Raw genomic sequence first — 20,733 nt, forward strand, 5'->3', positions numbered from 1 at the left:
AACCCGCATTCTTGACCGGCGGCAGCTTCTAAAGTAACGTCTCGCACGCCATGTCGCCGGATGGCGCAGTCAATCCAATCGACCATTTGCCGTATCCGCGCCGCATCGCGCCCGCCATCGCCTGCGATAGGCAACGCCATCGAGGTGGCGCATGCAGCCAACGGCGCGGTTCGCCGCTTGCCGGCAAGGATCGCGCTTGCCTACGTCGACGGGGCGGTCACCAAGCCAATCTCAATTTCAGATTTCTTCCGGAGCCCGTGTTGAGGCGTGATTGCTTGTCGTCCCCCGCCCGGCTACCCAGTCGTGATGAACGCCCGCCGCTCGCAGCCGTCGCAGCCTACATCGTGATTGCAGCCGCCCCGCTGTTCCTCGTCACCATTCGTGGCTGGAGCAGCGCGGTCCTGTTTGTCGCGGCGCTCTGTGCCGCCGTTGCCTTGGCGCAGCGACGCGCATCGCCCTTCGTCGCAGTCGCGGAACGGCCGGCCACGATGCGCATGGCGATCGTGCTGCTGCTTCCGGTCGCATCGATCCTGATCAGCTCGGCTTTCCGCGGCAAATTCGCCGCACCGATGTTCGACAGCCCGTCCCGCTTCGCCGCCGCGATCCCGATTCTGCTGCTGGTCGTGCACTATCGGTTCAGCGTCGGCCGGTGGCTGCAGTACACGATTCCGCTCGGGCTGGTCGTCACGTTCGTGCAGCTCCACTTCTTCGAAGGCCCCCATTTCTGGGACGGCGACCGGATGGCGACGTACTTCGCGGATCCGCTGACGTTCGGTCAATACATGATGACGCTCGGACTGATGAGCCTCGCGTCGATCAATCTGTTCGGCAAGGACCGCCCGCCGCTGATCGCGTTCAAGTGCGCGGCTGCCGCGCTCGGGTTCTATCTGTCGATTCGCTCGGGCAGCCGCACCGGCTGGCTGGCGATGCCGATCGTGATCGCCTATCTCGCGCTGCCGCGGCATCGCCAATTGCGCGCACGCAACGTCGCGTTGGCACTCGGCGTCGTGGCCGTGCTACTGGTTTCCAGCTACGAGTTCTCGCAGACGGTCCGCGACCGCATCGACGCCGCGCAGCAAGACTACGCGAGCTACCACTTTTCGGGCATTGCGCCCGACACGTCCGCGGGGCTGCGCATCACCTTCCTGCGCATTGGCACCTATCTCGCGGCGACGCATCCGCTCGGCGGACTCGGAGACACGGGTTTCGAGTCGGCGCTGAAGGCGCCCGAACTCGCGGCATTCGCTTCTCCGTATGCGCGCAGCTTCGCCCTGCATGCGGGCTTTCACAACGAGCTGATGACGAATGCGGTACGCTCCGGCATCTGGGGGATCCTGTCGACGCTCGCCTTGTTCATCGTACCGATGGTCATTTTCGTGCGGGCCATCCGCTCGCCCGACCGCGATCGCGTCGCCAATGGCACGATGGGCCTCGTGTTCATGATCTGCCAGATTGTGAGCGGCATGACGACCGAGGTGTTCAACCTCAAATTTACGGCCAGCTTCAGTGCGATTTTCATCGCAGCGTTGTGCGGTGCCTCGATCATTCGCTATGGAAAAGAATAAATACTCGATTACGTTCGCCTGCTACAACCAGGTCGAATATACGAAGAAGTGCATCGACAGCATGCTGAAACATGGCACGCCGCTCGATCGCGTCGTCGCCGTCGATAACGCGTCGAGCGACGATACGCTCGAGTATCTGAAGAGCCTGCCGCTCGGCGGCGTCATCCACAATGCCGAGAATCTCGGGTGCGGGATCGCATGGAACCAGGGCGCACTGCATCAACAGGCCGAGTGGACCGTCGTCATGAACAATGACGTGCTGGTATCCGCGGAGTGGATCGAACGACTGATCCATGCGGCGGAGAAACACAACCTGAAGGTCGCGTCGCCGGCCTTGGTCGAGGGGCCGCTCGACTACGATTTCGACGACCAGTCGCTCGTGTGGAGCGACCGCATGCGCGACACCCTTCGCGTCGGCACTCGCCATGCCGTCTGTCTCGCCGTGCATCGAAGCGTATGGCATGAGGTCGGCTACTTCCAGCCCGTACCGAAGCTGCTCGGCTATGAGGACACGCTGTTTTTCAGCGAGCTCGACAAGGTCGGCATTCGCACTGCGATCACCGGTGCGGCGTGGCTGCACCACTACGGCTCGATCACGCAGACCGCGATGAAGCAGGAGCGCGGGCTGTCGAGCAAGCAAGGTCTCGCCAACCGAAAGAACTATCGGCTGTTGAATCAGAGCTGGCTGACGCGCAAGATGAACAAGCTCAAGCGCAACCGGATGCTGAACGCGTGGCGCGAGGCGGAACTGGCGCGCTACGGCATGACCTTGCACGGCAAGCGCGAGGGCGGCGACTATCACTGGCTTTGACGCCGCTCGCTGTCCCTCCGAAGGCGTGTTGCTGCGGCTGACCCGCGGCTCGTCCGCTCCGCCGCAGCACGCCCTCCCACCTCCTGTACCGCGCAGCACGCCGACGATCGGCATCCCTCCGTTGGCCCCCTTTTTTTGCATCGCCGCCTCGATAGGGCACGTCGGTAAGCCACCGAACGCATTTCCCGCGCCGTTTCCGCTAGAATCCTCCGACAAATAATCACACGATCGGCGCGGGCCTTGCCGTTCCCGCGTCGGCACTGAGAGAACATGGGACGTCAGACATGGGAACATGTGAGCGGGACGCGACCATTCGGGCGGTACGGTGGCGCCGAGATCGGGCTGTCCGTCGGCGCGCGCGACTCGGTCGCCCGCACCGCCCTCCGCCCTGCATTGCGCGAACCGGATCCGGTCATGCCGCTTAACGCGCGGATCGCGCTCGCACTCGGCATCGCGCTGCTCGTCGCGGCAGCCATCCTTGCCGTCACGGCCGGCCACGCGACCGGCCATCTGATCCGCATGCCGGGCACGGTCGTGCGCATCGTCCAGGACAGCGACGCGATGCGCGCGTATCGGCCGATCGTCGCGTACGTCGCGGACAACGGCGAGCGTCGCGAGATCGCCGGCAGCACCGCATCGATCGTCCCCGCCTACGATATCGGCGAGCACGTCGACGTGCTGCTCGATCCGGCCCATCCGAACCGTCCCGCCACGATCGACGACTTCGCGCAGCGCTGGTTTCCGGCCTGCGCCGCGGCGCTGCTCGCGGTCGCGTCGTTTGCGATCGGCAGCCTGCTGTACGTCAACGCGCGCCGCCACGCGGCACGCGACACGATGCCGGGCGCCGCTGCGCGCCAACGCGCGCTGCAGCGCTGGGACGTCGCGGTCGTCCTGATTCCGATCGCGATCGGCACCGGCTTCCTCGCCGGCGCGGGCGCGACCGGCCTGCGTCAGTGGCAGACCGTGCGCCATTACGCGTATGCGACGGGGCGCGTCATCGCGTTTGCGGACAACACGCACGCAGCGCACGGCGCATCAGCCTCGTCGCGCTGTGCGGCGCTCGTCGCGTTCACGGCCGACGGCGGCCGGCGGATCACGTTCCGGCAGCGCACGCCCGTCGCACATTCGCGTCTGCAGGCGGGCGAAGCCGTCACCGTGCTGTACGACCCCGTGATGCCGGAACGCGCGATCGTCGACCGCTTCTGGGATCGCTGGGGCATCACCGCGATCCTGTTCGCGATCGGCGCGCCGTTCCTCGCGGCCGGCCTGTTCGTCGCCGCGACGCTATGGCCCGGTCAGCCGCCGTACGAGCGCGCGCACTGACTTCTTCGTGCGATCGCGCGCGCCGTCGCCCGATATGCGGCGACGGCCCGCGCGCATCGCGCCTGCCTACCACGGCAGCGAATACGTCTTCGTATTCGTGAAGCTCTTCATCGCCTCCTGCACACCTTCCTTGTAGCCGAGCCCCGAATCCTTCACGCCGCCGAACGGCGTCAGTTCGAGCCGGTAGCCCGGCACCTCGCGCACGTTCACGCTGCCCACCTCGAGTTCGGTGATGAAACGCGTGATGTAGTCGAAGCGGTTCGTGCAGATCGACGACGACAACGCATAGTCGGTGCTGTTCGACATCCGGATCGCTTCGTCGATGTCGCGAAAGCGCATGATCGGCGAGACCGGTCCGAACGTCTCGTACTTCACGAGCGGCATGTCGGGCGTTACGCGGTCGACGACCGTCGGCGAATAGAGCGCGCCGTCGCGTACATTGCCGACCAGCAGCCGCGCGCCGCGCGCGATCGCATCGTTTACGCGCGACTCGCAGAACATCGCGGCCGCCTCGTCGATCACCGTGCCCATGTCGTTCGACGGATCGGCCGGATTGCCGTACGACCACGCGCGCGTCTTCTCGACGACGAGCTCCGTGAAGCGATCGGCCACCGCCTCGTGCACGAGCATCCGCTTGATCGCGGTGCAGCGCTGCCCCGAGTTCTTGTACGAGCCCGACACCGCGAGCGTGCTCGCTTCGTCGAGGTCGGCATCTTCCATCACGATGATCGGATCGTTGCCGCCGAGCTCGAGCACGGCGCGCCGATAGCCCATGCGCGATGCGATCGACTTGCCGATCGACACGCCGCCCGTGAACGTGATCAGATCGATCGCCGGATTCGTCACGAGCTCGTCCGCGATCTCGTTCGGGTCGCCGGTGATCACCTGCAGCATCTGCGGCGGCAGGCCCGCTTCATAGAGGATGTCCGCAAACAGGTAGCACGACAGCGGCACCTTCTCCGACGGCTTCACGACGATCCGGTTGTTCGTCGCGATCGACGGCACGACCTTGTGCGCGACCTGGTTCATCGGATGGTTGAACGGCGTGATCGCCGAGATCGCGCCGAGCAGCGGCTCGCGCTGCGTGTACACGCGGCGCTTCTTGCCGTGCGGCGTCAGATCGCAGGAGAAGATCTGCCCGTCGTCCTTCAGCACTTCGCCGGCGCCGAACGTCAGCACGTCGGCCACGCGCCCCGCTTCGTAGGTCGAATCCTTGATGCACAAGCCCGCTTCCGCGGTGATCAGCGCGGCGATCTCTGCCGTGCGCGCACGCACGATGTCGGCCGCGCGACGCAGGATCGCCGCGCGTTCGTGGCGCGTGAGCGTCGGCCGATACGCGCGCGCCACCGCGAACGCGCGCCGCACGTCGTCGAGCGTCGCCTTCGGCACCGTGCCGACGAGCGTGCCGTCGTAGGGGTTGCGCACGTCGATCGTCGCGTCGCGACGAATGCGCTCGCCATCGATCCGGAGCGCTTCATGACGAACGTCGCAGGCTGCCGTCGATTCTGCAATGGCATTCATGGGTGTCTCCTTCCCGATGCGGGCTTAGCGCAGATGGTTGAGCGCGATGTCGATGATGTCGAAGTTGCGCAGCCGCGCGCGGCCCGCGACGTCGGCACTCACCGGCCGGCTGAAGATCAGCGGCACGATCTGCTCGGAGAGCCCGCCGTGCGAGCGCAACGGCACGTCGAGGCCCGACAGGTCGTGCCTGATGCGGCGCGTGCCGAGCACGACGTCCTGTTCCGAGATCACGATCAGGTCGCCCATCCGGTCGGGCGGCAGCTCGAAACGCGCGCAGCCTTCGGCGCCGCTCAGCACCAGCTCGATACCGTCGACGGCAGCGAGCCGCGCGCGCAGCGCGTCGACGTCGGCCGACGCGGGCACGTAGACGGTCGCGAACGAGCCGAGCGCGCCGTGGTGCACGACGTACGGATCGGTAATCGGCAGAATCACGCGCGCCGCATCGTGGCCGAGCCATTCGTCGAACAGCTCCTGCAGATAGATCACGTTCGGCTCGCCCGTCTCGCCGTCGTGCTTCGCGTTCATGCCGTGATCGGCGGTGATCGCGACGATCGCGCCGAGCTCGTCGAGCCGCTTCAGATACGCATCCATCATCTGATAGAACGCATTCGCGCCGGGCGTGCCGGGCGCGCACTTGTGCTGCACGTAGTCGGTCGTCGACAGATACATCAGGTCGATCGGCCGCGTCTCGAGCAGCCGCACGCCGGCCGCGAACACGAACTCCGACAGCTCCGCGCTATACACGCTCGGCACCGGCCGCCCGACGAGTTCGAGCACGTTGTCGATGCCGTTTTCGTCGAGGTTCGCCTCGTCTGCCTTCTCCGACGAAAAGCAGATGCCCTTCAGCCCCTTGCCGAGCAGCCTGCGCAGCTTGTCCTTCGCCGTGACGACCGCGACGCGCGCGCCCTGCTCCGCGAACGTCGCGAGCACGGTCGGCGCGACCAGGTACTTCGGGTCGTTCATCAGCACCTCGGCGCCGGTGTCGCGATCGTAGAAATAGTTGCCGCTTATCCCATGCACGGCGGGCGGCACGCCTGTCACGATCGACAGATTGTTCGGGTTCGTGAAGCTCGGCACCACGCATTCGCCCTTCAGCGCCGTGCCGGGCTTCAGCAGCGTGCGCAGATACGGCGCGACACCGGCCTCGGCGGCCCGCTCCAGATACTCGTACGCGCAGCCGTCGACGCACACGACCACGACCGGACGATTCATCCACTTGTAGCGGCGGCCGTTCACTTCCACGGAAACAGGCGTTTCAGTCATGACATTGAGTCCTTTCGGTTCGAACAACGATTGAGCTGCCGGCGCCCGCGCCGCGCCGAGGAGGTGTTTTCCATGCTTGACATTAAAATCGACGATTTGTAGATTGTCAACAACATGCAAAGAACAGCAGGCAGAGTAACGACAACAAAGAGAGGGCAGGTCTTCACTTAACCGCCGCGTGCCGCGGCGTCATAGTCAAGGGGTCTGAGATGAACGAAGTGCCGGTATGCAAGCGTGTGAAGGCATGGGCGGCGGGCGCGGCCCGCTGCGCCCTGGTCGCGGCGATCGCGCTCGGCGCGGCTCAGGCGGCGCACGCGAAAACGTCGCTGCTCGTCTATACCGCGCTCGAAGACGAGGCGATGAAGCCGTACAAGGATGCGTTCGAGAAAGCGAACCCCGACATCGAGATCCGCTGGGTGCGCGACTCGACCGGCTCGGTCACCGCGAAGCTGCTCGCCGAAAAGAACAATCCGCGCGCGGACGTCGTGCTCGGGCTCGCCGCGTCGAGCCTCACGCTGCTGGATCTGCAAGGCATGCTGATGCCGTATGCGCCGAAGGGCTTCGAGCAGCTCACGCGCAAATACAGCGACGCGAACAATCCGCCGCACTGGGTCGGGATGGACGTCTGGGGCGCGACGATCTGCTACAACCGCGTGGTCGGGCAGGCGAAGGGCATTCCGAAACCGACGTCGTGGGAAGACCTGACGAAGCCCGTCTACAAGGGCGCGATCGTGATGCCGAGCCCCGTGTCGTCGGGCACCGGGTATCTCGACGTGACGGCGTGGCTGCAGACGTTCGGCGAAGACCGCGGCTGGAAATTCATGGACGCGCTCGACAAGAACGTCGCGCAGTACGTGCACTCAGGCTCGAAGCCCTGCACGCTCGCGGGCACCGGCGAATTCCCGGTCGGCATCTCGTTCGAGTTTCGCGGCCACGAACTGCAGGCGCAGGGCGCGCCGATCGATCTCGTGTTCCCGAAAGAAGGGCTCGGCTGGGACATGGAAGGCACCGCGATCATGAAGACGACGAAGCAGCCCGACGCCGCGAAAAAGCTCGCCGATTTCATGGCGAGCAAGCAGGCGAACGAAATCACCGCGCGCTGGTGGGCGATCGTCGCGTATCCGGGCGTCGCGCGCAAGCTTGCCGGCATTCCGGACAACTATGCGGATCTGCTCGTGAAGAACGACTTCGTCTGGTCCGCGAAGAACCGCACGTCGATTCTCGACACGTGGCAGAAGCGCTACGGAGCAAAAGCGCAGCAGTAACGCCGCGACCCGCAGCGGGGCCGCGCCGCGCGCCGCCCCGCGTCCCTTTCCTCGTCGAACGCGGCCTGCAGGCCGCAGCGTGGAGGCGCGCATGGCACCTTATCTGAGCGTAGAACGCATCGAGAAGCGGTACAACGACACGCAGGTCCTGTCCGACATCAACCTCAGCGTGATGAAGGGCGAAATGATCTGCTTCCTCGGGCCGTCCGGCTGCGGAAAGACGACGCTGCTGCGCATCATCGCGGGCCTCGAGACGCAGAACGGCGGCCACATCATGCAGGACGGCCGCGACATCTCGCGGCTGCCGCCGCAGCTGCGCGACTACGGGATCGTCTTCCAGTCGTATGCGCTGTTTCCGAACCTCACCGTCTACGACAACGTCGCGTACGGGCTCGTCAATCGCAAGATGAAGCGCGACGCGATCCACGAACGCGTGCATACGCTGCTCGCGCTCGTCGGCCTGCCCGACAGTCATCGCAAGCATCCGGGCCAGCTGTCGGGCGGCCAGCAGCAGCGCATCGCGCTCGCACGCGCGCTCGCGACGTCGCCGGGCCTGCTGCTGCTCGACGAGCCGCTCTCGGCGCTCGACGCACGCGTGCGTGTGCGGCTGCGTCAGGAGATTCGCGCGCTGCAGCAGCGGCTCGGCGTGACGACGATCATGGTCACGCACGATCAGGAAGAAGCGCTGTCGATGGCCGATCGCATCGTCGTGATGAACCAGGGCGTGATCGAGCAGATCGGTACGCCGCTCGAGATCTACCGGCAGCCCGCGTCGCCGTTCGTCGCCGATTTCATTGGGCGCGTCAATACGATTCCGGCCGAGGTCGCGCACGACGGCACGCTGCGCGCGGGCGGCGTCGGCATCGACTGCCGGCACGGCGCCGCACGGCCGGCGCAGGGCGCGGCCGTCTCGGTGTACGTGAGGCCCGAAGACCTGCGCATCCGCGTCGCCGGCGAAGCGGCCGACAACGTGCTCGCGGGCCGCGTCGAGAAACTCGAGTTCCTCGGCGCGTTCTGCCGCGTGAGCTTCCGGATCGATGGGCTCGACGGCCAGGAGATCGTCGCCGATCTGTCGTATCGCGACGTCGACCGCACCGGCGTGTGCGCCGGCGCGCGCGTCGATCTCGCGCTCGATCGCGAGCATGTCCGTGTGTTCCCCGTTGCCCAGGAGCGACTGCAATGAGCGCCGTCCTCGCCGAGCGCCGCCGCGGCGCTACCGCCCCCGCCGACGTGCGGCAGATCACGCACTGGCACGATCGCGTCGCGCAGCTCGCGCTCGTCGCGATGGCCGCGCTGCTGTCACTGTTCCTGCTGCTGCCGCTCGCGCTCGTCGTGCATAAATGCTTCGTCGATGCGGACGGCCATTTCGTCGGCCTGCACAACTTCGTCACGTATCTCGAGGACAGCGCCGTGCTGCGCTCGATGCTGCATTCGTTGACGGTCGGCGCGCTCGTCACCGCGATCGTCGTGCCGATGGCGTTCACGTTCGCCTATGCGCTCACGCGTTCGTGTATGCCGTTCAAGAATGCCGCGCGCACGATCGCGCTGCTGCCGCTGCTCGCGCCGACGCTGCTGTCTGCCGTGTCGTTCATCTACTGGTTCGGCAACGCGGGGCTGCTCAAGCCGCTGCTGCACGGTCACTCGATCTACGGGCTGCCGGGAATCGTCGTCAGCATGGTCTACGCGTCGTTTCCGCACGTGCTGATGATCCTCGTCACCGCGCTGTCGCTCGCGGACGGGCGCCTGTACGAAGCGGCCGCCGCGATGGGCACGAGCCGCACGCGCAAGTTCTTCACGATCACGTTGCCCGGCGCGAAATACGGGCTCATCAGCGCGACGATGGTGTCGTTCACGATGTGCATCAACGACTTCGGCGTGCCGGTCGTGATCGGGGGATCGTACAACGTGCTGTCGACCGACATCTACAAGCTGATCATCGGGCTGCAGGACTTCAACCGCAGCGCGGTCGTGAGCCTGATGCTGCTGTGCCCGGCGCTCGTCGCGTTCGGCGTCGACTACTTCATCCGCCGCCGCCAGCAGTCGCAGCTCGGCGCACGCTCGACGCCGTATCAGCCGAAACCGTCGCGCGGCTTCGATCTCGCGATGTTCGCGTACTGCGCGATCGTCTGTGCGTTCTTCCTCGCGGTCGTCGGGATCGCGGTGTTCGCGTCGTTCGTGAAGTTCTGGCCGTATCAGATGAGCGTCGGGCTGCAGCACTATCGGATGGGACTCATCGCGGCCGGCATCTTCGACGCGTACAAGAACAGCCTGAAGATGGCGGCGACCGTCGCGATCGGCGGCACGATCGTCGTGTTCGGCGGCGCCTATCTGATCGAGAAGACGCGCGGCGCGCGCTGGCTGCGCGGCTTCATCAGCCTGTGCGCGATCCTGCCGATGGGTGTGCCGGGGCTCGTGCTCGGCATCAGCTACATCTTCCTGTTCAATGCGCCCGGCAATCCGCTGAGCGGGCTGTACGGCACGCTGTGGCTGCTTGCGATCGTCACCGTCGTCCACTACTACGCATCGAGCCACCTGACGGCCGTCACCGCGCTGCGGCAGATCGACGGCGAATTCGAGGCCGTGTCGGCGTCACTGAAGGTGCCGTTCTACAAGACCTTCGTGCGCGTCACGGTGCCGGTGTGCCTGCCCGCGATCCTGCTGATCGCGCGCTATCTGTTCGTGAACGGGATGACGACCGTATCGGCCGTCGCGTTCCTCTACTCGCCGGACACGCAGCCCGCGTCGGTCGCGATCCTGAACCTCGACGATGCGGGACAGATGGGCCCGGCCGCCGCGATGGCGACGCTCGTGCTCGCGACGTCGTCGTGCGCGTGCCTGCTGTTTGCCTGCGTGTCGCACGTGCTGCTGCGTCGCACGCAGGCTTGGCGCACACCGTATCGCCGCTGATTTCCCGATGCACCGATCCGATGCCCGACTTCCTCAAGGAGAAACCATGACGCTCGCCGATCAGCCCATCCTGCTCACGCCCGGCCCTCTGACGACCTCCGCGCGCACGCGCGACGCGATGCTGCGCGACTGGGGGTCGTGGGACAGCGACTTCAACGCGATCACGGCGCGGCTGCGTACGCGGCTCGTGCAGATCGTGCACGGCGAAGACACGCACGAATGCGTGCCGCTCCAAGGCAGCGGCACGTTCTCGGTCGAAGCGGCGATCGGCACGCTCGTGCCGCGCGACGGCCACGTGCTGGTGCCGAACAACGGCGCGTACTGCCAGCGCATCGCGAAGATCTGCCGCGTGCTCGGCCGCCGGCTGACGACGATCGACTACAGCGAAGACCGCCGCGTCGATCCGGCCGACGTCGATCGCGCGCTCGCCGCCGATCCCGGCATCACGCACGTCGCGCTCGTGCACTGCGAGACGGGCACCGGCGTGATGAATCCGCTGCACGAGATCGCGCAGATCGTCGCGAAGCACGGCCGCGGGCTGATCGTCGACGCGATGAGTTCGTTCGGCGCGATCGAGATCGATGCGCGCACGACGCCGTTCGACGCGGTGATCGCGGCGTCGGGCAAGTGCCTCGAAGGCGTGCCGGGCATCGGCTTCGTGATCGTGAAGCGCAGCACGCTCGAACGTTGCGAAGGCAACTGCCATTCGCTCGCGATGGACCTGTACGACCAGTGGGTCTACATGCAGCGCACGACGCAGTGGCGCTTCACGCCGCCGACGCACGTCGTCGCGGCACTCGACGCGGCGCTCGCGCAATACGTCGACGAAGGCGGGCTCGCCGCACGCGGCGGCCGCTACCAGCGCAACTATCGTGCGCTGGTCGACGGGATGCTGGCACTCGGCTTCCGCCCGTTCCTCGATCCGGCGATCCAGGCGCCGATCATCGTCACGTTCCATGCGCCGGACGATCCGAAGTACGACTTCAAGACCTTTTATCAAGAGGTCAAAAAGCGCGGCTACATTCTGTATCCGGGCAAGCTCACGCAGGTCGAGACGTTCCGCGTCGGCTGCATCGGCCACTTCGGCGAAGCGGGCATTCCGGGCGCCGTCGCCGCGATCGCCGACACGCTCAAGGCGATGGGCGTGCAGCGCATGTCCGCCGAAGCGGCCGCGTGATGCATGCCACACCGACACCGTTCGGGCCGTGCACGCGCGCGGCCCTCCACTCAACCGGCTGAACCTTCGATGCGACCTTTCTGGATCGAACAAGCGCTGTTCAACGACGGCGATCTCGCGCCCGCGCTGCAGGGCGCGACGCAGGCGGACGTCTGCATCGTCGGCGGCGGCTTCACCGGACTCTGGACCGCGATCCAGACGAAGCGGCAGAATCCGGCGCTCGACATCGCGATCGTCGAGAGCGACCTGTGCGGCGCCGGCGCGAGCGGCCGCAACGGCGGATGCCTGCTCACGTGGTCCGCGAAATTCCTGACGTTGCGGCGATTGTTCGGCGAGGCCGAGGCGATCCGGCTCGTGAAGGCATCGGAAGCGGCCGTGCAGCACATCGCGGACTTCTGCCGCGAGCATGCGGTCGACGCGGAACTGCGGCGCGACGGCACGCTCTACACCGCGACCTCGCCTGCGCAGATCGGCACGCTCGCGCCGGTGCTCGATGCGCTGGCCGCGTGCGGCATCCACAGCTACGCGCCGCTGCCGCCGGCCGAGGTTGCGCGCCGCTCGGGATCCGCACGCAATCTCGACGGCGTGTACTCGCCGATCGCGGCGACCGTCCATCCGGGCAAGCTCGTGCGCGGCCTGCGCCGCGTCGCGCTCGCGATGGGCATCCGCCTCTACGAACGCACGCCGATGCTCGCGTTTACGCCGGGCCAGCCGGTGGTCGTGCGCACGCCGTGCGGCAGCGTGACCGCGAAGAAACTCGTGCTCGCCATCAACGCGTGGATGGCGAGCCGTTTCCCGCAGTTCGAACGGACGATCGCGGTCGTCTCGAGCGACATGGTGATCACCGACCGATGCCCGGAGCTGCTCGAACGCACGGGGCTCGTCGACGGCGTGTCGGTGCTCGACTCGCGGATCTTCGTCTACTACTACCGGACGACGGTCGACGGCCGGCTGATGCTCGGCAAGGGCGGCAACACGTTCTCGTGGCGCAGCCGGATCGCACCTGTCTTCGATCGCCGCTCGCCGTACGAGAGCGAACTCACGCGAAGCCTGCACGCGTTCTTTCCGTCGCTCGCCGGCGTGCCGATCACCGCGAGCTGGAACGGGCCATCCGACCGCTCGGTGACGGGCTTTCCGTTCTTCGGCCGGCTCGACGGCGCGCCGAACGTGTACTACGGCTTCGGCTATTCCGGCAACGGCGTCGGGCCGACGTACATGGGCGGGCAGATCCTGTCGTCGCTCGTGCTCGACGCCGACAACGCATGGACGCGCAGCCCGCTCGTGCGAGGGCCGCTCGGCCGCTTCCCGCCGGAACCGCTGCGCTACGTAGGTGCGCATGTCGTGCGCAATGCGATCCGCCGCAAGGAACGCGCGGAAGACGAAAACCGACGGCCGGCGGCCGTCGACACGTGGCTCGCGAAGTTCGCGAGCGCGGCCGGCAAGGCCGACAAGGAATGATTCGCGCGTCGCGCGCCGCCGCAGCAGTAGATGAAAAAAGGGACGCCGGAAAAGCGTCCCTTTTTCATGCCGCGTGACTTGCGTACGCGGCGCGGTGCACGGCCGCGCGTGCCGAGCGCTACGCGCGCGCCTTCTCGCGCGCCGCCTTGCCGGCCGCCGGCAGGCCCTGCTCGTGCGTGCGCCGCATCCGCGCCAGACCGTGCGCGACGTGCTCGCGCACGAGCGCGACGGCCTTCTCCTCGTCGCCGTCGGCGAGCGCCTGCACGATCTTGTCGTGCTCGGCCGCCGACACCGCGATCGCATCCTCTTCCGCCTCGATCGCCGCCTGGCGGAGCAGCCCGAGCTGCCGGACGAGCCGGCGATACGTATCGGTGAGATGCGTATTGCCGACGCCGACCACCATCGCATCGTGGAACTGCACGTTGAGCTCGGTGTAGCGCGTGACGTCGTGTGTCTTCGCGGCCTCCTTCATCGACTTGACGATGCCCTTCAGGATCTTCAGCGTGTCGGCCGACATGCGCTTCGCGAGCGCGCGCGCGACCGATTCGTCGAGCATCGCCCGCACCTCGTAGATTTCCTCGGCCTCGCGCAGCGGCACGACGCGCACGGTCACGCCGCGGTTCTTCTCGTTGCGCAGCAGGCCGGCCTGCTCGAGCGCACGGAACGCTTCGCGCACCGGCCCGCGTGACACGTTCAGCTTCGTCGCGATCTCGACTTCGTTCAGCTTCTCGCCCGGTGCGTACTCGCCGGATACGATCGCGCGCTCCAGCATGTCCTGGACGATCATCGCGAGCGACTGGCTTTGCAGGAGTTCGATGGCGTTCAGCGCGTTCGGGGCAGTCATGGTCGGGCAGGCAGCAAGGCTGCGGCAGGAAACAGGGGCGCCATATCGGCGAATGATCCCTGTATACCCTTAGCCCGATATATTGTCAACAGTTTTCAGTTTCCAAAAAGCTTGCGCCGCCGCGGCGGCGCAGCGCTCACTTCGGCAGCGCCGGGATCATCCATGTGAGCACGTGCTGCTGCAGGAAGACCAGCACGCCGAGCAGCAGCGTCAGCACGACGCTGTGCCAGAACGTGCGCGCGAACACGATCCCTTCGCGCCCTTTCAAATCGGTCGTCGACACGCCGGTCGCGATATTCTGCGGCGAAATCATCTTGCCCATCACGCCGCCCGACGAATTGGTCGCGGCCATCAGCACCGGATCGAGGCCGAGTTGCCGCGCGGCGACGACCTGCAGATTGCCGAACAGCGCATTACCCGACGTATCGCTGCCCGACAGGAACACCGCGATCCAGCCGAGCGACGCCGACACGAGCGGAAACAGCGCGCCCGTCGATGCGACGCCGGTGCCGAGCGTATAGCTGATGCCCGAGTAGTTGAGCAGATACGCGAGCCCGACGATCATCATCACCGTGACGATCGCGATCCACGTCTGCCGCCACGTTTTCACCACGCACTCGAAGAACGCGCCGACGCCCGTGCGCGTGAGCGCAGCCGTGATGATCGCCGACACGAGGATCGCGGTGCCCGTGCCGAGCGGCTGGAAGTCCCAGATCGCCGCATACGGCTTCTGGTACAGCGACACGAACACCGCATTGTGCAGCCCCGGCCACTTGATCTTCACGTCGCCGATCGCCGCGATATTCGCATGCACCCACACGATCACGACGACCGACACGACGATCCACGGCAGCCAGCCGCCGAATCCGGCGCGCATGCCGCTGCCGCCCGTGCCCACGCCCGTCTCCGTGCCCGCGCCCGCGCCGCGTGCGAGCGAGAACTGCGGATCGGGCTGCGGCTTCCACATCTGCAGGAAGCCGATCGTGACGATCAGCGACGTGAGCGACGACAGCACGTCAGTCAGCTGATAGCCGAGATAGTTCGACGTGACGAACTGCGCGAGCGCGAAGCTGCCGCCCGATACGAGCAGCGCAGGCCACAGCCGCGCGATCGAACGCATGCCGCCGTACGCGCCGACCACGTAGAACGGCAGCAGCAGCGCGAAGAACGGCAGCTGGCGGCCGACCATCGCGGCAAGCGTCGTCGGCGGCAGCGAGGTGACCGCGCCGAGCACCGTGATCGGCACGCCGAGCGCGCCGAACGCGACCGGCGCGGTATTGAACAGCAGCGTATAGGTCAGCGCTTCGAGCGCGGGGAAGCCGAGCGCGATCAGCAACGCGCTGGTGATCGCGACCGGCGTGCCGAACCCGGAGATCCCTTCTAGCAGACAGCCGAACGAGAACGCGACGACCAGCAGCACGAGGCGCCGGTCGTCGGGCAGATTGTCGAGCATCCATTGCCGGAACTGGTCGAAGCGGCCCGACTTCACCGCGATGTTGTACAGCAGCAGCGCGTTGAAGACGATCCACATCACCGGCACGACGGCGAGCGCCATTCCGGCGCCGACCGCATCGAACGCGAGACCGGCCGGCATCCCCCACGCCCCGATCGCGACCGCGAGGCCCGCGACGAGCCCGGCGAGCGACGCCTGCCACGCAGGGCGGCGCAGCACGCCGAGCGCGATCAGCGCAACGGCGATCGGAATCACGGCGACGAGGAACGAGAGCAGCAGCGAGCCGGCGACGGGCGTCAGCGGCTGCGCGAAGACGATGCCGGGCGGTAGAGCGACTGTGGGATTCATCGTGTCTCCTCTGGATGGACGACGAGCCGATCGATCGGCCGCTTGCGCATGCAACGGTCTGCGTCGCCAACCGATCGGTCGCTTAAAAGAGGTTAGGAGCCACGTGCCGCTTGTACAAGGGAGGACAAGCCCGAGGCCGGCCGCTGTGCGCGGCCGTTCGCCGACGCGCAGCGGGCAGCGCGCTGACAGGCACGACAGCTACGCGCGCGTCGCGTCGCGTCGCGTCGCGCCGCCGCAATGTTGCGTGTCGAACAAAGGAGCCTGTCTGCGAGCGGGATGTTTCGTTGGGCGTCCGAAGTCTAGACTCGCTGCATCGAATCCGGCCGCGCCGCCGACGGCGCCGCGCCGGCATGCCATGGAGCCAAACACGATATGAACACGTTGAAACAGGCCATATGTGCTGCGCTGCTGATCGGCTCGACGTGCGCGGCGCACGCGCAGCCCGCATCGCGGCCGCTGACGCGCGCCGAGGTTCGTCAGGAACTCGCCGAACTGCAGGCGGTTGGCTATCGCGCGAGCCTCGCGAGCAGCCCGAACTTCCCGGACGACATGCAGACGATCATGCGACGCGCGGCCGCTGCGCGCGAACGCGCCGGATATGGCGGCACCGGCCGTGCGAATGTCGAATCGGGCAAGCCGGCGCTGCCGCGCGCAGCCGATCGCGAGACGTATGCGCACCACTGATGGCGCGCCGCACGTGCTGAGGCGCTCGCAGCAAGATCGCCCGACGGGCGCCGACGTGCGCGGCGCAGTGCGCCGCGACGCACGTCAGACGCTGAAGCGGTTCAGCGTATATGCGCGATAGGCCGCGACGAACGCGTCGAACGATCCGGCCTCCTTCGCTTCCAGCTCCGCCTGCTCGGCGAGCGACTGCTCGGCCAGTGCGGTCGATGCGCGCATCGCGTCCGCCGACGGCGGATGCGCACGGTAGTACGCGGCATGCGCTTCGCTCTGCGCGCGCGCGAACGCGAGGAACGAGTGGCCGTTCTCGCGCATCGTGCGCAGCACACGCGCCGACGGCGTGCGTTCCGGATCGGCGAGCTTCTCGCGCTGCGCGGCGATCGCGCGCGCATGCGCATCGTCGCCGCGAATCTCGTCGAGACGGCGGCCGATCGTTTCGATGTCGGCCATCAGCGCATCGGCCCACGCGCGCATCGCGATCGGCTCGCCGTCGCGCGTCAGCATCAGTCCCGGCTTGCGGCCTTCCATCGTCACGCTCGCGAAGTTCGCATTCGCTTCCTTGTACGCGTCGCAGTCGAGCGTCGGGCTCGCGTCGAGCGCGCATGCGAGCAGAAACGCGTCGAGAAAGCGCGCGGTGTCGATCGCGATGCCGGTCGGCTCGAACGGATCGATGTCGAGGCAGCGCACTTCGATGTACTGCACGCCGCGCGACGCGAGCGCATGCAGCGGACGCTCGCCCGAATAGGTGACGCGCTTCGGCCGGATCGTCGAGTAGAACTCGTTCTCGATCTGCAGCACGTTCGTGTTGATCTGGATCCACTCGCCGTCGCGGTGCGTGCCGATCGCCTCGTACGGCGGATACGGCTCGCTGACGGCCTTCGACAGCGCGTCGAGATAGCCGGGCAGCGTGTTGTAGTCGACGTGCAGCGCGGCCTGCGCGGTCGTGTTCGAGTAGCCGAGATCGCTCATGCGCAGGCTCGTCGCATACGGGCGGTACAGCGTATCGGCGTCGAACGCTTCGAGCGTGTTCGGCTTGCCGCGCAGGAACTTCGTGTCGAGCGCGGGCGACGCGCCGAACAGATACATCAGCAGCCAGCTGCGGCGCCGGAAGTTGCGGATCAGCGCGAGATAGCGCTCGGACTGATAGTCGACGAGCGTCGCGGTCGATCCTTCGTCCGCATGCAGCCGCCGCCACACTTCCTCATGCAGCGAGTAGTTGTAGTGGATGCCCGCGATGCACTGCATCGTGCGGCCGTAGCGATACGCGAGGCCGCGGCGATACACCGTCTTCAGCCGACCGATGTTCGACGTGCCGTAGTTCGCAATCGGGATCTCGTCGTCGGCGGGCAGCAGGCCGGGCATCGAGTTGTTCCATAGCAGCTCGTCGCCGAGCGACGCGTACACGTAGCGATGCAGTTCGTCGAGGCGTTCGAGCGTCAGCGCGGCGTCTCCTTCCGCGGGGGTGATCAGCTCGAGCAGCGCTTCGGAATAATCGGTCGTCAGCGACGGATGCGTGAGTGCCGAACCGAGCGCGCGCGGGTGCGGCGTGAACGCGATCATCCCGTCGCGCGTCACGCGCAGGCTTTCCTTTTCGATGCCGCGCAGGCCGTCGGGCAGATGCTGCCGCGTCGGGCCCGTGCTCAGCGCATCGAGGCGATTCAGCAGCAGTTCGGACTGGCGGTGAGTCATGGTGTTCGACATGGATGCGCAAGTGCGGGACGGCCGCAGGACGATGCCGCGCGGCCGGCTGGATTATTGGTCGCTTCGTTGGTAGCGGGCACTTTAACATCTCGCCGAAACACGCGCTTGAGGTGCGCCGGCGCGCGCGCGGGCGTGAAATCGACGGTCCGGGCGCGCGGCGTGCGGCGTTGCGCCGACGTTGCGCCGACGTTGCGCCGACGTTATGCAGCACGCAGCGAGGCGGCTGCGCAGGCGGTTGCGGATTCGTCCGACGGAACGCGGCGCGCGGCCATCGTACGCAGCGCCGGTTCCGATGCAATAGCGGCTAGCCGCCGCGCGCGGCGCCCATCCGGTCCGCGACCTCGTTCCACAGATGCAGCGCCGCGTACGCGCGCCACGGCCGCCAGCCCTCGGTGCGCTGCTTCTGGCTCGCGAGCCGGTCGAGCGACGGATCGCGCGCGGCGATCGACTGCATCAGGACCAGATCGGACGCGGGCCACGCGTCCGGATCGCGCCATGCGCGCATCGCGATGTATTCGACCGTCCACGGGCCGATGCCGGGCAATTCGAGCCACGCGGCGCGCAGCGTCGCGAGATCGGCCTGCGCGGTGTCGACCGGCACGTCGCCGGCCGCGACCGCGCGCGCCATCCCGGTTAGCGCGGCCGCGCGCTTGCCCGGCATGCCGATCTTCGCGAGATCGCACGTGGCGAGCGCGTCCGGCGTCGGAAAGCGCCAGGCGGGCGCACCGTCGGCCGTATCTGCATCGTCATGCAGCACGCGTTCGCCCGCACGTTCGACGAGCCGCCCGACGATCGTCGTCGCGGCCTTCACGCTAACCTGCTGGCCGACGATCGCCCGCACCGCCAGCTCGAAACCCGACCACGCGCCCGGCACGCGCAGCCCCGGCGCGGCCGCGACGAGCGGCGCGAACCACGGGTCGCGCGCGAGCCCGCTGCCGATCGCGGCCGGGTCCGCGCCGAGATCGAACATCGACGCGACACGCGCGGCGAATGCATCGTCGACGTGGCGCGCCGCCGCGCCTTCGACGGTCGCGATCAGACAATGCCGACGCGGATGCCGCGTCACGGTGAGCCGGCCCGGTTCGCCGTGTAGATCGACGATGCGTCGATAGACGCCGTGCGCGACCTGCTCGACGCCGGGGATCGCGCGGCCGCTGAAAAAGCGCAGCACGCGCGGCCAGTCGTACGGCACCTTGAAGCGCAGTTCCAGTTGCGCCGACGGCGGCACGTGGCCGCCGTCCGCTGTCGATGCGATCGTTGCGATTTCGATGCTCAAGCTGTGCTGTCCTCCTCGATGGCGGCCGTGGCCGGTTCGTCGTCGCGTGCGCGGCGCGCTTCGGATGCGAGCAGCGTCGCCTTGCGGCGCACGCCCCACCGATAGCCGGCGAGCGCGCCGCCCTTTTGCACGACACGATGACACGGAATCGCGAGCGCGACCGGATTCGACGCGCACGCGGACGCAACCGCGCGCACCGCGCCCGGCGCACCGAGCGCTGCGGCGATCTCCGAATAGCTGCGCGTCTCGCCGTACGGAATATGCGTGAGCGCTTCCCAGACGCGCTGCTGGAACGCGGTCGGCGCGATGTCGAGCGGCAAGTCGAAGGTGTGCCGCGTGCCGTCCAGATAGGCGCCGATCTGCGCGATGAACGGTGCGAGCCGCGCCGGCGATTCGACGAGCTCGGCCCGCGCGAAGCTCGCCTTCAGTTCGTGCACGAGCGCAGCCGGTTCGTCGCCGAACGCGATCCGGCAAATGCCTTTGTCGGTCGCGGCGACGAGCACCGTGCCGAGCGACGTCGGCGCGGTCGCATAGTCGATCCGCAGCCCCGCGCCCTGCCGGCGAAACGCGGACGGCGCCATCCCGAGCTCGCGCGGCACCGACGCGTAGAGCCGCGACGGCGAATTGAAGCCGGCGTCGACCGCGGCGCGCGTGACGGGCTGCCCGCGCTGCAGCGCCTGGCGCAGCGCGGCGCCGCGCTGTGCGGCCTGGTATTGCCGCGGCGACACGCCGACGACGCGCTTGAACAGCCGCTGAAGATGAAACCGGCTCACATGCACGGCGTCGCTCAGCTGCTGCAGCGTCAGCCGCTCCGAATGGGCATCGAGCACCGCGCAGGCGCGATTGACGATCTCGAGCTCGCGCGGCAGCCCTTCCGGCTGACAGCGCTTGCAGGGCCGGAAGCCTGCCGCCCGCGCGGCGGCCGGATCGTCGAAGAACGCCACGTGCTCGCGGCGCGGCAGCCGCGACGCGCAGCTCGGACGGCAGAACACGCCCGTCGTGCGGACTGCGTAGAAAAACGCGCCGTCCGCGTGCGGATCGCGGGCAGTCACGGCGCCCCAGCGGGCATCGTCGGTCGGATAGGCGGTTTTCATCGTAACCTCGCACTCTCGAGTGTAGACGGTGCCCACTTTAGGCGCC

Annotated in this window: 16 protein-coding genes; 9 read left to right on the forward strand and 7 right to left on the reverse strand. The window is 67.3% G+C overall.

Annotated features, from left to right (window positions below; translation table 11 throughout):
* Nucleotides 1-50: 50 nt before the first annotated feature.
* The 3 genes from NP80_RS12940 to NP80_RS12950 all read left to right on the forward strand — a co-directional run bounded on the left by NP80_RS12940 (nucleotide 51) and on the right by NP80_RS12950 (nucleotide 3,699).
* Entirely contained in the window at nucleotides 51-1,565 is a 1,515-nt protein-coding gene (locus NP80_RS12940; RefSeq protein WP_006410535.1) for an O-antigen ligase family protein, read from the forward strand.
* Nucleotides 1,552-2,376, forward strand: a complete 825-nt coding sequence (locus tag NP80_RS12945; RefSeq protein ID WP_006401782.1) for a glycosyltransferase family 2 protein — start codon at nucleotides 1,552-1,554, stop codon at nucleotides 2,374-2,376. Before NP80_RS12940 ends, NP80_RS12945 begins: the two co-directional genes overlap by 14 nt.
* Nucleotides 2,377-2,790: 414 nt before the next feature.
* Nucleotides 2,791-3,699, forward strand: coding sequence for a DUF3592 domain-containing protein (locus tag NP80_RS12950; protein ID WP_006407229.1), 909 nt, complete (start codon nucleotides 2,791-2,793; stop codon nucleotides 3,697-3,699).
* 66 nt (nucleotides 3,700-3,765) lie between these two features.
* Here NP80_RS12950 and phnY read toward each other — a convergent pair whose 3' ends face one another.
* On the reverse strand, nucleotides 3,766-5,220 hold the full coding sequence (gene phnY / locus NP80_RS12955) for a phosphonoacetaldehyde dehydrogenase (RefSeq protein WP_045593739.1): 1,455 nt from the start codon (nucleotides 5,218-5,220) through the stop codon (nucleotides 3,766-3,768).
* 24 nt (nucleotides 5,221-5,244) lie between these two features.
* On the reverse strand, nucleotides 5,245-6,483 hold the full coding sequence (gene phnA / locus NP80_RS12960; RefSeq protein WP_035947067.1) for a phosphonoacetate hydrolase: 1,239 nt from the start codon (nucleotides 6,481-6,483) through the stop codon (nucleotides 5,245-5,247).
* A gap of 209 nt (nucleotides 6,484-6,692) precedes the next feature.
* On the opposite strand from phnA, the gene NP80_RS12965 reads away from it, so the two are divergent.
* From NP80_RS12965 to NP80_RS12985, 5 genes are all read left to right on the forward strand, one after another.
* Complete coding sequence (locus tag NP80_RS12965; protein WP_006407232.1) at nucleotides 6,693-7,748, forward strand: putative 2-aminoethylphosphonate ABC transporter substrate-binding protein; 1,056 nt, start codon at nucleotides 6,693-6,695, stop codon at nucleotides 7,746-7,748.
* A 91-nt stretch (nucleotides 7,749-7,839) separates the two neighbouring features.
* Nucleotides 7,840-8,931, forward strand: a complete 1,092-nt coding sequence (locus NP80_RS12970; RefSeq protein WP_006407233.1) for a putative 2-aminoethylphosphonate ABC transporter ATP-binding protein — start codon at nucleotides 7,840-7,842, stop codon at nucleotides 8,929-8,931.
* The gene (locus tag NP80_RS12975; RefSeq protein WP_006407234.1) at nucleotides 8,928-10,655 is read left to right on the forward strand and encodes a putative 2-aminoethylphosphonate ABC transporter permease subunit; all 1,728 of its coding nucleotides are present in this window, start codon (nucleotides 8,928-8,930) and stop codon (nucleotides 10,653-10,655) included. Before NP80_RS12970 ends, NP80_RS12975 begins: the two co-directional genes overlap by 4 nt.
* A 46-nt stretch (nucleotides 10,656-10,701) precedes the next feature.
* A complete protein-coding gene (locus NP80_RS12980) occupies nucleotides 10,702-11,832 on the forward strand; it encodes a 2-aminoethylphosphonate--pyruvate transaminase (RefSeq protein WP_006410379.1) in 1,131 nt (376 codons plus the stop codon).
* A gap of 69 nt (nucleotides 11,833-11,901) precedes the next feature.
* Nucleotides 11,902-13,290, forward strand: coding sequence for an FAD-dependent oxidoreductase (locus tag NP80_RS12985; RefSeq protein ID WP_006410381.1), 1,389 nt, complete (start codon nucleotides 11,902-11,904; stop codon nucleotides 13,288-13,290).
* Nucleotides 13,291-13,408: 118 nt separating this feature from the next.
* On the opposite strand, the gene NP80_RS12990 is transcribed toward NP80_RS12985, so the two are convergent.
* Together NP80_RS12990 and NP80_RS12995 are read right to left on the reverse strand one after the other, a co-directional pair.
* Nucleotides 13,409-14,134, reverse strand: coding sequence for a phosphonate utilization associated transcriptional regulator (locus NP80_RS12990; RefSeq protein WP_006410383.1), 726 nt, complete (start codon nucleotides 14,132-14,134; stop codon nucleotides 13,409-13,411).
* 136 nt (nucleotides 14,135-14,270) lie between these two features.
* Complete coding sequence (locus tag NP80_RS12995; protein WP_006407238.1) at nucleotides 14,271-15,935, reverse strand: L-lactate permease; 1,665 nt, start codon at nucleotides 15,933-15,935, stop codon at nucleotides 14,271-14,273.
* Nucleotides 15,936-16,307: 372 nt separating this feature from the next.
* Between NP80_RS12995 and NP80_RS13000 the strand changes: the two genes are divergently transcribed.
* Nucleotides 16,308-16,619: a DUF4148 domain-containing protein gene (locus NP80_RS13000; protein WP_006407240.1), complete on the forward strand. Its 312-nt coding sequence runs from the start codon at nucleotides 16,308-16,310 to the stop codon at nucleotides 16,617-16,619.
* Between the two features lie 84 nt (nucleotides 16,620-16,703).
* Here NP80_RS13000 and gshA read toward each other — a convergent pair whose 3' ends face one another.
* The 3 genes from gshA to ada all read right to left on the reverse strand — a co-directional run bounded on the left by gshA (nucleotide 16,704) and on the right by ada (nucleotide 20,687).
* Nucleotides 16,704-18,317, reverse strand: a complete 1,614-nt coding sequence (gene gshA / locus NP80_RS13005; protein WP_006410378.1) for a glutamate--cysteine ligase — start codon at nucleotides 18,315-18,317, stop codon at nucleotides 16,704-16,706.
* Nucleotides 18,318-18,621: 304 nt separating this feature from the next.
* Nucleotides 18,622-19,593 carry a DNA-3-methyladenine glycosylase family protein gene (locus NP80_RS13010; RefSeq protein WP_045593743.1) on the reverse strand — a complete coding sequence of 324 codons (972 nt, stop codon included), beginning with the start codon at nucleotides 19,591-19,593 and terminating at the stop codon, nucleotides 18,622-18,624.
* Nucleotides 19,590-20,687, reverse strand: coding sequence for a bifunctional DNA-binding transcriptional regulator/O6-methylguanine-DNA methyltransferase Ada (gene ada / locus NP80_RS13015; RefSeq protein ID WP_035489469.1), 1,098 nt, complete (start codon nucleotides 20,685-20,687; stop codon nucleotides 19,590-19,592). Before ada ends, NP80_RS13010 begins: the two co-directional genes overlap by 4 nt.
* Between the last annotated feature and the right edge of the window lie 46 nt (nucleotides 20,688-20,733).

This window comes from Burkholderia multivorans ATCC BAA-247 (assembly GCF_000959525.1).
GTDB classification, from domain to species: Bacteria; Pseudomonadota; Gammaproteobacteria; order Burkholderiales; family Burkholderiaceae; genus Burkholderia; species Burkholderia multivorans.